General features: G+C 42.0%; 11 protein-coding genes and 2 pseudogenes. 5 read left to right on the top strand and 8 right to left on the bottom strand.

The window, feature by feature from the left end; all coding sequences use genetic code 11:
* Window positions 1–1,137, top strand: a 1,137-nt coding sequence (locus QUB08_RS30255) for an IS66 family transposase (RefSeq protein ID WP_333229786.1), incomplete at its 5' end; no start/stop codon positions are given.
* A 143-nt stretch (window positions 1,138–1,280) separates the two neighbouring features.
* Here QUB08_RS30255 and QUB08_RS30250 read toward each other — a convergent pair.
* From QUB08_RS30250 to QUB08_RS30230, 5 genes and pseudogenes are all read right to left on the bottom strand, one after another.
* Entirely contained in the window at window positions 1,281–1,880 is a 600-nt protein-coding gene (locus QUB08_RS30250; protein WP_333229784.1) for an ISAs1 family transposase, read from the bottom strand.
* Between the two features lie 153 nt (window positions 1,881–2,033).
* Window positions 2,034–2,921: pseudogene (locus QUB08_RS30245) on the bottom strand (IS630 family transposase); the annotation flags it as partial.
* A gap of 67 nt (window positions 2,922–2,988) precedes the next feature.
* Entirely contained in the window at window positions 2,989–3,501 is a 513-nt protein-coding gene (locus QUB08_RS30240) for an ISAs1 family transposase (protein ID WP_333229780.1), read from the bottom strand.
* A gap of 20 nt (window positions 3,502–3,521) precedes the next feature.
* Complete coding sequence (locus QUB08_RS30235) at window positions 3,522–3,794, bottom strand: hypothetical protein (RefSeq protein WP_333229778.1); 273 nt, start codon at window positions 3,792–3,794, stop codon at window positions 3,522–3,524.
* Between the two features lie 4 nt (window positions 3,795–3,798).
* Complete coding sequence (locus tag QUB08_RS30230; protein ID WP_333229776.1) at window positions 3,799–4,092, bottom strand: transposase family protein; 294 nt, start codon at window positions 4,090–4,092, stop codon at window positions 3,799–3,801.
* Window positions 4,093–4,896: 804 nt separating this feature from the next.
* Here QUB08_RS30230 and QUB08_RS30225 point away from each other — a divergent pair.
* From QUB08_RS30225 to QUB08_RS30210, 4 genes are all read left to right on the top strand, one after another.
* On the top strand, window positions 4,897–5,304 hold the full coding sequence (locus QUB08_RS30225; RefSeq protein WP_333229774.1) for a phenylpyruvate tautomerase MIF-related protein: 408 nt from the start codon (window positions 4,897–4,899) through the stop codon (window positions 5,302–5,304).
* Between the two features lie 62 nt (window positions 5,305–5,366).
* A complete protein-coding gene (locus tag QUB08_RS30220; RefSeq protein ID WP_333229773.1) occupies window positions 5,367–7,370 on the top strand; it encodes a lipoxygenase family protein in 2,004 nt (667 codons plus the stop codon).
* Window positions 7,371–7,539: 169 nt separating this feature from the next.
* Window positions 7,540–8,490 (top strand): hypothetical protein, encoded by a 951-nt coding sequence (locus QUB08_RS30215; RefSeq protein ID WP_333229771.1) that lies wholly within the window; start codon window positions 7,540–7,542, stop codon window positions 8,488–8,490.
* A gap of 296 nt (window positions 8,491–8,786) precedes the next feature.
* Window positions 8,787–9,533, top strand: coding sequence for an SDR family NAD(P)-dependent oxidoreductase (locus tag QUB08_RS30210; RefSeq protein WP_333229769.1), 747 nt, complete (start codon window positions 8,787–8,789; stop codon window positions 9,531–9,533).
* A 63-nt stretch (window positions 9,534–9,596) separates the two neighbouring features.
* Here the strand turns inward: QUB08_RS30210 and QUB08_RS30205 are convergent.
* From QUB08_RS30205 to QUB08_RS30195, 3 genes and pseudogenes are all read right to left on the bottom strand, one after another.
* Window positions 9,597–9,911 (bottom strand): annotated as a pseudogene (locus QUB08_RS30205) (IS630 family transposase); the annotation flags it as partial.
* Window positions 9,912–10,527: 616 nt separating this feature from the next.
* Window positions 10,528–10,938 (bottom strand): ISAs1 family transposase, encoded by a 411-nt coding sequence (locus QUB08_RS30200; protein WP_333229788.1) that lies wholly within the window; start codon window positions 10,936–10,938, stop codon window positions 10,528–10,530.
* Window positions 10,939–10,943: 5 nt separating this feature from the next.
* On the bottom strand, window positions 10,944–11,087 hold the full coding sequence (locus QUB08_RS30195; protein ID WP_333229767.1) for a hypothetical protein: 144 nt from the start codon (window positions 11,085–11,087) through the stop codon (window positions 10,944–10,946).
* Between the last annotated feature and the right edge of the window lie 218 nt (window positions 11,088–11,305).

The following is an 11,305-nucleotide window of genomic DNA, read 5'->3' as shown; positions in this document are numbered from 1 at the left end:
GGGCCAACGTTGAAATCATTTATCTTGTACCAACACCATCAATGCCGAGTGCCGCAGAACTTAATCGGGGAACAGTTAAGAGAACTAGGCATAGATATTTCCACCGGTCAAATTAATCGACTCTTAGTAGAAGAAAAAGAAGCATTTCATCAGGAACAAAATCAAGTCTTACAAACAGGGTTGCAGACAGCCGAGTATATTCATACTGATGACACAGGAGCCAGACATCAAGGAAAGAATGGCTATTGTACAGTCATGGGCAACGATTTATTTGCCCACTTTACTACAACCGATAGCAAAAGTCGGCAAAACTATCTGCGAATTCTCAGAGGTCCCTACACCGATTTTATACTGAATCAATATTCTCGCAGTTACCTGATTGAACAAGAACTAGCAGCTTGCCACTTATCAAAACTTGACTTTAATAATACCACGATAGGTCATGGGGACGAGAATTGGAGCAAATATCTTCAGAACTTAGGCATCACCAGTAAACAGGCGGTGAAAACGCTAACTGAGGCGGCACTACTGGGCAGTGCTATAGAACACGGTCTACCCCCAAACCTGATTATTCTCAGCGATGGAGCCAAACAATTTGCGCTCTTGTCCCATGCTTTGTGTTGGATTCATATGGAACGAGGGATTCGCCGGCTGCAAGGAGTCACAACACAACAGCGTACTGAGATAGACCAAGTGCTGGATGATTTGTGGGTCTATTACCGCCAATTAAAAGATTATCAACAACAGCCAACGCCGGAAAAAATGGCACCATTGCAGCAGCGCTTTGATGAGATTTTTGAGAGGCATTATCCCCATCACTACGCTCTGAACTTGGCGATGAAGCAATTTTGTCTTCATAAAACAGAACTGCTGCGAGTCTTAGATGCGCCTTTTCTCCCGTTACATACCAATGCGGCAGAAACTGATATTCGAGAGTACGTCACACGACGAAAAATTAGTGGGGGAACTCGTAATGAAAATGGTCGTCAAGCGCGGGATACATTTACGGGTTTAAAAAAGACTTGTCGGAAACTCGGTATTTCTTTCTGGCAGTATTTGCTCTCGCGTTTCAAGCAAGATGAAATAATTCCACCTCTGGCGGATGTGATTAGAACTCGGACTCCCTCACCTACGTAAATCGCCCGCGCATTTTTGGGTCAGTAACCAATTCATGAATTACTCTTGTCCTGGAATTCTCAGATTCAGGCTATCAGGCATTGTCTGAGTTAGTTTGGCTTAGCTTGCTTATCAGCACTTATTGAGCAGTTACGAGTTTTTGATTACCTTTTAAAGCTAAAACATAATCTCCTTTTTTCTTGACAATCAGAGATGTTAGGTCTTTTTGACAGCAAGCGAGCATCTATGGTTATTACGCTTCCGGCAATTTCTAACATTTCTATTAATGCTGGGATTGCTGTCAGCTCATTAGATTTTTTATCCACTTTTTTTTGTCCTAAAACCAATTGATGAGATGAAGACCAGGCAGTAACTATATGTAGGGCTTTTTGCTGGTCATTTCGGTCATAAGATTGTTTCATTGTTTTGCCATCAATGGCAATCACGTTGAGTTCTAATTCCCCGACTATCGCATTTACCCAACTCAAAAAACATTCTTGAAACTGTTGTGGTTCAATTCTAGAAAATACTCGACTAAATGTGTCATGAGAAGGAATACCATTCGGTAATTCTAGAAAGCTTTTTAACCATTCATATTTGGCGTTACCATAAGCTTCTATTGCCACCCATCCGTCGGCACCGCTGAGGACAGCTAGAATCGCAATCGCGATAATATCTTTGAGTAAGTGTTCTTTACTTCTTTCTATTCTTGGGTCTTTCAAGTTAGCAAAATGCTCTAAAAAACAGGTATTTAAAATATTCATTGAAGACAATGAATCTATTTTTTTTTTTGCGAAGTTACAGCTTTACTAAAACCTCTTGCCATTGATAGCACCAATAAACTACAACCAACTACATAAAAAATTCGTCGGCTCTAACTGTAGCATATTCTGGGTTGAAGTTAAGATGCGTTTACCCTGAATTATTTTCAGGTACTCTTCTTTCTTGTGAAAACTAGCATTATCAAGGACAATCACTATTTCGGCTCCTTTTTACGCAAATTATGAGGCTTGATTACCTGCTGATACCCATTCATTGATTAGCTCTTCATAAAAGAGTTTTAGCACTTGATAAAAATTATATGAATTGCCTTTTTTGAGGAACTCTACCCACCTTTTCTTATCAGAATTCCTCACTCCTCCCATTACATTAACTCTGCCTTTTCTCCGGTCTCCTCGGACTTTTTTTCGGCTGCCTTTTTTACACCAGTTCTTTCTTCGGGTGACTCTTAAACTAAATCCACTCTCGTCCCAAAACCATACCTGTAATCGTTCCGGCGATTCCTTTTCTATTTTTAAATATTCCGCTATTTTTATTTTAAACGCTGTTCTTTTTTCGGGATTTCTCTTCGACTCTAGGCTATACTTAGCCCAGATGTACACATACTTTTTTTTCTTTAATATCCTCCGAACTTGGACTCCACTTAATTTTATTCCTGTGGATTGTTCCAAGTATGTTGCTAATCTCTGCGCTGTCCATCGTCCAAAATCATATCCTAATTCTTGAGGCTCTTTTTCTATAGTTTCTAATAATAGATCTATATATTTATCTGTGGCTTTTTTGTGATTCCCCTTCATCCTCTCATCAATTAGACTTTCTAGATTGTCTGGGTCTCCCTTCATACACCAATAAGATACTTTGTTGACTGAACAACCCAAACAATCAGCGATTTTAGATTGTGTCTTGCCGTCATTGAGCAATAATATAATTAGAATTATTTCTCTAACATTTGCCTTTTCTTCCTCTTTTAAGGCTTTTTGTAGTTTCTCTATTTGTTGGGGATTGAGATGGTTTTTAGCTGGCATTTTTGTAGATATTGACTAACCTCATTTTTTATTATACCCTATTTAAAGGCACAACAGCTTAGCAGGGCTATTTCATTCTAAATAGAACTTTAAGTGTGTTAAGATTAAAACCAGCATTTCGTTGTGCTTGAGCCATGTTTTTAGCGCCGTTATCTCGATACAAATTGAGTGCGAAGTTGCGGGCAATTGCCCAAATTTGAACCAATGGTGCGGTGCGAATTCGTGAGGCATCCTCGCCCTGAGTCACATCTCGAACATAATGCACTTTATTCTCAACACCCCAGTAACCCCGAATTCGTTTGGCAAAGGCTTGAGCTGTGTCGATAAAAGAAGCAACGTAATAGCGAATTTCGGTAGAGATTTCAATGATGTTCGCCCGATGTACTTGGCGTTCGGATGTGACTCGAATTAAGGTTTGCAGCCCAGGGAAATCTGGAATTCCATCAAGGACATGGGTGGTGCTGACGGTACGTTTTTCAATGCGACCATGCCCTTTGTTGATGTGTAGGGTTGTATCTTGGGCTTGAAAATTGGCTTCTACTGCCTTCAGTAAACCTGACTGATTGCCGATGAAGTTCACCCAGGTAGTTGTTATGACTGTTAATGATCGTCTGAGCCGTTTTTTTGGGTGCTAATGGCATCAAAAGCAAACACCATCCCTTGCAGCGCCATCTGTTCAATGAAAGCAGGCAAAGCATTGATTTCATTGGTTTTCGACTCCACTTCGTAGGGTTCTAGAATCAATCCTCGCTCCACAATGTAGGCGGTGACGAGCATAATTGCTGGATGTGACTCTACTGTGGGGTCATCGCTGATGGCTTCGTAAGAACCTCGCAACACTTTGCCGTCCGTGGCAATTGTTTCTCCAGGCAAGGGTTTAATATCGAAAAATCGAGATAAACAAGCCGAGTAATCCCGGTAATCTAGCCGCAACAGTGTCCGCCGAATGGTGCTGTAAGATGGTAAGCGTCATGCAGGGCGGTGCAAACAGGGCAACCAATTCATCATGGTAGGCCCCAAGCCAGTCTCCAATCGCCAGAAATCCACGATTGCCAGCCGTCACCGATAGGGTAAACAAAGCTAAACAGAGCGCTTGCGTATGGCGCTGTCCTGCGGTACGTCTGGTATCAGGCAGGGTTCTAAAAGCTTCGACAATGGCAAGTTGAGACATCTTTTGAGAATCGCTAGAGTCAGAATCACTCCAATACCATACCAGTATTTAGATCAGAATGAAATAGCCCTGTATTTTTTAGTTGTTTTTCTAAAAATTATGCACTTTCCTCAATTGTGATTTTTAAACTACGACTCATAAACGCACCATAAAAGCTCTCTCTCTATTATATATATGCAACTTCACATAAAATTGGTATTACCATTTTTAATTATGTCATAATTATTTACCTAAGATAGATGCCATTTTCTTGACATTCCTCTATGGGAGAGGTTAGTATAGTGGGCAACCAAACATGAGGCTGACAATTCAACTTTAATCTCACACCCCATACTCAAATGCAATTCCTATCAGAGAGTGACAGTTATCGAGGATGTAAAAAGTCTATAAACCTGGTCAGGTCTGGTTCATAGTCTATTCATTAGGGATCTGTTGTCAACTACATCTTACAAGTGAGTGGTGTAGTCTCTTTATTGATGGTAGGTGGAATTGTGAGATCGCAGTTTTTTAGATGCAAAAGTGGGGCAGCATCCCATTACAAACACATTCCTATTGTAGGACAGGCAATCGCGTCTGTCGAGTGATGTTGCTTAAGTAATATTTTCTGCACTGGGCAGGGTTTCTGCAGGCACTAAGATGCAACTGGGAGTTGGAAACCATTATCGACCGTGCGGGAGATCATACTTTATTTCTAAGACTGATGGAAGCTTTTGCCACGCTGCACTAGTCGCTAAAAAATTGAGCGACTGAAATAATTGTTTTGAAGAGCTGAAAAACAGTTCTATTATTAAGGAGAAAAATAAGGTGCCTTTTGTAAGAATTGAGACGAATCAGAAGTTTAGTAATAAAATTATAAATGATGTTATTATTCAAACTACTGACGCAATTCATCTAAACAAAGGAGACCCAAAAACAATGATATCGGTTGTTGTAAACACCAAGGTCAATGTGGGATTTGGGGGTGATTATGACAATCCTGCAGCTATTGTACAAGTCCTTAGTGTCAAAATGCCTGTCGAGATTACCACCAAGCTTACAGAAAGCATCAGCGATATATTACTGACAAACTTCAATGTACTCCCCAACCGAATGTACATTTTCTTCCAAGAATTCACACAGATGCATCTGGTTGGTTGGAATCGAAAAACTTTTGCACAGATAGTAGGGGGTGCTGACTTAGAAGCCCTAGAAGCGGCTCGAAAAAAAAGCTGAAGCCAAGAAAATAACAACAAATCAGTAATTAACCATTGAGCGAATCGAGGAAATTATCAAAAATGGCCAACTTTATCCAAAGAATTGTTTCAGGTGAAGTCTCTTTAGAGCAATATAGCAATACCGAGAAAGAGCTTCTAGCATATAAGATTTTAGAGGATTTACCTTTGACTTCTATCTTAAAACTGAAAGAGGAGTTAAAGGGAAAGGTCATCAAGCAATCCCGGAAAGTGCTCGGAAAAATAGTACATAAGGATTCGGATATACCCATACCCAATTTAGAAGTGGAGTTATGGGATCGAGATCCCTTCGGGTTAAATGATTATCTAGGAAGTGGGGTGACGAATAAACACGGGGAGTTTGAAATATTTTATGACCCCAGTCTTGCGGGCTTTGGTGATGTCCCAGATTTGGATTTTAAGATTTTTGATGTGCCTCAAACCCTTATTATCGAGGGAAAAACCGTCAAAAAGAGGAATTTGATTGAAGTCGTCAAGGGTGCTGAGAATGTCACCCAAGAAGTTTATGACTTTGGGACAGTGCAACTCTCATTTTATGAGTACGATCCAGAGTATAGCCTCTTTCCTTATGCCCTTCCGAATTCTATTCGACACGATTTCGTGCCTGAGGCTCTTGCCATAACACTGCAATCCGTAGCAAAATATGGCAAAACAATGAATGAATTAATTCAACGAAATCGAATAACTCCCAATCAGCCATCCTACGACGAGATTCAAAAATCATTTCCAGAAACATTAACGCTTATCCTAGAAAAAGAGGGTAAGGGTTATACAAGAAGCGATGAATTCTTTGGAGAAAAAATGCTCAATGGGTTCAACCCACTCATCTTAAAAAAGGATAAAAACAATCCTTCTTTATACACGACATCTTTTAATGGGGAGAAATTTGACCTGACTGGCAAGATAGATTTGCCAAATTACAAAGTCAAATTTGAATTAAAAAACGACCAATTGTTGCCGATAGAGATAACACTTCAGTTCCGGGAGGATAATAATACCAAGCCGAATCCCCAAATGAAACAATCGCAGACTTATACTCCAGCGGATGGAAAGAAGTGGTTGCAGGCTAAGCGAGTCGTTCGCGGTACTCACCTGGGTGTTTTAGGGGAGGTGAAGGGCCATCTTGCTCAGTGTCACTTTGATATGGAGCAGTATGCAATCGCACTTTTGAGAAATGTAAGAAAAAATCCCCTCCGCGACCTCTTGTACCCTCATCTCAAAGAAGTAGTCCATATTAACAAATTTGGACGCAAAATCTTGATGGACGCTCAGGAAGGGTTTTTCGCCAAGCTAGAACCCATGTTCATTAATCCAGATATGTTGCAATGGGTCAGGTCATGTATGGGGACTTATGATTGGACAGATTGGCGGCCTAGGACACCGCTGTGTGAGTCTCATACATTTGCCAAACTCGGCAACTTATGCTGGGAACTGATCAGCACTCATGTCGATTCATTTTTTGCCACCAATCATGACGAAATCGTCAGGAATTGGGACGAAATATTCAGATTTTCAGAGGAGTTGGTTCAACATAGCGTTCCCTATCTTACTCTGAGTATGGAGCAAGTTGATGATGGAGATGAATGGTATGACTTAAATGAAATTCAGCATTCATCTAATCCCCGTCGAGAGATAAATGGGGAAGTCAAAGCGGTTAGACCTATTACTTCATCGGAGCAACCCACTGTACAAGATATCGAGAATCTCAAACAGGTTGTCCGGTATGTGATTTACCAATGCACCTTTTGGCATACTTGGATTCACAATGAGCATAATCCTGAGTTTGTTGAACTCAAGTATGGCGGTCTCTTGAGAAATGGCTCAATGGGAGATGAAGAGGATGAGAAGGTTTTATGCGATCGCCAAGCAGCCAGTATTATTGTTGCTGTGTCACACATGCTAACCAATTTCAAATACGGTTACATTCTCAAAAATGAAGATGGAGATGTCCCGTCTCAACTGATAGAACTGTTTAAGAGTAAGAAGCCAGAGTTTGAGAAACTAGGGTACGATCTCAACAACCTTCGTTCTAGAATCAACAGCTAGTCTCCAGCTCGTTGGTTTATTCATCTGATCCCGGCATAAAAAAGGGAGTGTTGAAACTCCCTTTTTTATGCCGGGAAGGAAGTTTACAGACTTGCTTAAACTGCGTTATTGCAAATTCGTAATGTGGCTTTGACCTCTTGCACTAACCAATAGAGACACAAAAACAAACATGAACTCAACCAACAACTTGGATTCGACAGATGAGCTAGAGTACGGTTCCTGGATCTCACTGCATAACGTGCAAACCGTACCCCTTTCAGTTGATCATTTCTGGTCTGCCTTCGACAACTATCTCGAATTGCTCAAGGCTTTCAGTGGGCGCACGGATGTAGAACTCGAAACTGGATTTGGCAAACCGCAAGATGGGCCAGGTTCTATTGTCCGATTCAACTTCATGGATTCGGTAGTCCGCGATCGCTTGTTGGTCAACGACCGGAAGAATCATGTCTGGAAAATGGACATCCCAGAGGCAACACCCCTATTCACACTCTACAACGTCACCTTCAAGGCGCGTGAAGAGGGGGACAGGGCAACGGAAGTTTCCATCACCGTTGACATCGTACTGCAAAGCGAGAATCGAGAGGAGCGAGCCGAAGCCCTCAAGACTCTTAGAGAATTCCTCCCCAAGCGTATTCCTGAAATAGTCGCCTTTATCCAACGCCGAGACGGACTTGAGTTAATGCCATTAACTGAGTCAGAAGTCAAGCAATTGGCAGCGGATTTTTATGAAAAACTAGATGCTCACGCTCCAGTTGAAGAATGTACTCCTTTCCTTGCCTTTGAAGAAGAAGGATTTCTAATGCAATTTCCCAGCGGCGTTAAAGTGCAGAATCGGGAAGATTTTAATCAATGGTATGACGGTGCCATCAATGCCTATTTTGATGAAATTCATCAAGTGAAAGAAATAAAGGTTACTCCTTCATCTGACCACGCTGATGTGGAGGCAATCATCCACTGGGAGGGCAGTATGTGGAAGTCACCAGCCGCACACAGTAAACGGGTTGTTGTGGATGCTCATCACAGCTGGGTTGTGAAGCGCGTACCCGAAACCCAACAACCTATCTTCAAAAGCTATATCGTTCACAAATTTGAATTCGCTGATGGTTCAGCTAAACCCTAAGTTTCTGCGGTTAATTCGAGAGTATAGGGGGTCAAAGTTGAGTCTTTGCAGCCTCATTACTCAGTGAACTCATCCCACCCATCTAATGACGTGGGATTTCACGTTCCTGGTTCATGGTTCATGGCAATTTTTACGCTTGTACTTATGAACTCTCGTGGTGGGCTGCGGTTCATCCCCCGAAGGGGGCTTAAGAGCAAATCTCAATTGAGCTGTAAAACAGACAAAGCAACCTATCGCCTCAATTGAGATTGGTATTTTTCATCAGCATTTGACCCAATAAGGGAAAGGAGAGACACATGGTCGGTAAATTAGACGGAAAAGTTGCACTAGTAACTGGTGCTTCATCAGGTATCGGTGAAGCGACAGCGTTAGCACTAGCTGCAGAAGGGGCGCATGTTGCCCTGGTCGCACGTCGTGCTGAGCGACTCAAAACTCTAAGCAAACAAATTTTAGACAACGGCGGACTGGCAATGCCGATAATCGCTGATGTAGCCGATGAAGCGCAAGCGCACGATATGTTGCTTAAAGCCAATGCAGAATGGGGTCGTGTAGACATCCTGGTCAATAATGCAGGTGTCATGCAACTCGGCTCGATTGATGGTGCGAATACTGAGGAATGGCGAAGTATGCTGAACATCAACCTCCTAGGCTTGATGTATGCTACTCATGCCGCCTTGCCGTTGATGAAGGCGCAAGGCGGTGGGCATATTGTCAATATTTCCTCCACATCGGGTCGCGAAGTATTAGTCAATGCTGCCGTCTACGCCGCAACAAAATTCGGCGTGGGCGCGTTTTCGGAAGCCCTGCGGAAGGAGGTCTACACCGATAAAATCAGAGTTACACTGATTGAGCCTGGTGCGGTGGCGACGGAGTTGGGCAATAAGATCGCGGATACCGGCGCGCAAGAATGGGTCAAAACCTGGCTTCAATCAAAAACTCCACTCGCCAGTGAGGACATCGCGGCAGCCATTGTTTATGCGGTTACGCAACCGCCGCATGTCAACGTCAACGAAATTCTCCTCAGACCAACGGATCAGCAGTGATCGCTTTTTTAGGCTAAATTAACCAAGGAAGCAGATATAGCAATCCTAAATGATTTGTGAACACTATCCATAGATATAAAGTTTCGGAAATCCAAATAGTTGACGATTCCGAAAAAAAACAAATAACCTCTTGACGATGGCAAAAGATTTACAGCGATAGGCGAATTTTATTAAAAGATTCTTTGCTTGTAGCCAAATATCTTCTACTGGATTTTGTTCGGGGGCATTCGGGGCAAATAAGATACAATTTATTTGCCATTTTTCTGGGGGTTTTCCTTGGTTTACCAAGTCTAAATACTCTCTGAATTCTTGTGACTTATGATAACTTGCTCCATCCCAAATGATTGTCAGTCTTGAGTTGGGGCGTTTTTTCATTAAACCCACATTCCGCACCCTCAACTGGCACATACGGGACTTGAGTAGTTCAAAGTCAGTCTTTCGAGACAATAATGAGTAAAAACACTTAGAGAAGTGTGTAACAAAGCATTACGCGGTTGCCCATTGCTGAAAATTGAGGCTGGGGCGTGAGTTAAATAGTCATGGCAGTTAAAATTAGACTCTGTAACAGGATTGAGAACCAAAATGTGTTAATTGCGAACGCAACCAAATATCAATCATTAGCCAAAAATAGTGTAAACTCAAGTCGAGAGAAACCATAAAATCACGATTTAACAGAAGAGTGCAGAAAGCAACTGAAATAACAGTAGAACACTTAGACCACCTAGGGCATCGGTACAGTATTAGATATTGACAAAACCGGGTAGATATGGTATGTGAATTGAGGAGCCTGTTAAATTCTCACCATCCGGAAGAAAGAAAAAACCCTATGCGTCCTCCCTTATGGCATCCTCCCATTGAACTTTCAAACCATGAAGAGTTGCAGGGCTATTTCATTCTGAATAGGGTTTTGAGGAATTCAAGGCCAAATCCTGCCTGACGTTGAGCTTGAGCCATATTAGTTTCCCCCTGCTCGCGATAGAGATTGAGGGCCAAATTACGGGCTGCCGGCAAACAGGTTAGGCAGTGGCTGGACACGAATCCGGGAAGCATCCTCGCCTTGTGTGACATCCCGCACATAATGAACCTTATTTTCAACGTGCCAGTAATTGCGAATGCGTTGAGCAAATTGTTCGACGGTTTCGTTCAAGGAACTGATGTAATAGCGGGTCTGCTTTTTCTTAATGATCAGATGCTGTCCTTTGAGCAAATGCCGATAACTGGTGACGCGAATAATCGTCGTTAATCCTTCCCAGTCGACCATGCCGGGTAAATCAGCTAATGTCTGCCACACACTAACACTCCGTCGTTCCACTCGACCATGGGCTGTTTCAACGCTATGGCAATGGGATTCAGATTTAAATTGGGCTTTAATAGCCTTCAAAAAGTTGCCGTGATTGCCTTTAATAGCGGCTAAATAATGATTTTTTGAAGTGATGATTTGCTCACAAGTTTTTTTTGGGTATTGAGTGCATCAAAAGCAAAGACTACACTGCGTTCGGCTAATGCTTTGATCGCTGGCTGCAGCGCTTTGATTTCATTGCTTTTACCCCACATTCCGCAGGTCTTTAAATAGAATTGATGGTTATAAATTTTAAAAATAAAATCCTGAAGTGATTACCCAGTAATCACTTCAGGATTTTTTGAGTTACAATGAACCAATTAGGAGCCAAGAGGAAAAAACCATGAATGAGCATGAAGAAGCCATAAAAGTCCTAAATTTAGACCATCTAGGAATAGTAGCAGGCATAATAGACGAGATGGAATTAGTAGAA

Source organism: Microcoleus sp. BR0-C5 (assembly GCF_036705045.1).
In the GTDB taxonomy this organism is placed as follows: Bacteria; Cyanobacteriota; Cyanobacteriia; order Cyanobacteriales; family Microcoleaceae; genus Microcoleus.
Note: the sequence above shows the minus strand (reverse complement) of the source record. Positions and strands in the feature narration are given on the sequence as shown.

Bases quoted from the DNA above. Each gene is read 5' to 3' on its own strand.
- QUB08_RS30250 (WP_333229784.1), bottom strand. From the start codon at position 1,880: ATGAATATTTTAAATACCTGTTTTTTAGAGCATTTTGCTAACTTGAAA.
- QUB08_RS30230 (WP_333229776.1), bottom strand. From the start codon at position 4,092: ATGTCTCAACTTGCCATTGTCGAAGCTTTTAGAACCCTGCCTGATACC.
- QUB08_RS30220 (WP_333229773.1), top strand. From the start codon at position 5,367: ATGGCCAACTTTATCCAAAGAATTGTTTCAGGTGAAGTCTCTTTAGAG.
- QUB08_RS30215 (WP_333229771.1), top strand. From the start codon at position 7,540: ATGAACTCAACCAACAACTTGGATTCGACAGATGAGCTAGAGTACGGT.
- QUB08_RS30210 (WP_333229769.1), top strand. From the start codon at position 8,787: ATGGTCGGTAAATTAGACGGAAAAGTTGCACTAGTAACTGGTGCTTCA.
- QUB08_RS30195 (WP_333229767.1), bottom strand. From the start codon at position 11,087: ATGTGGGGTAAAAGCAATGAAATCAAAGCGCTGCAGCCAGCGATCAAA.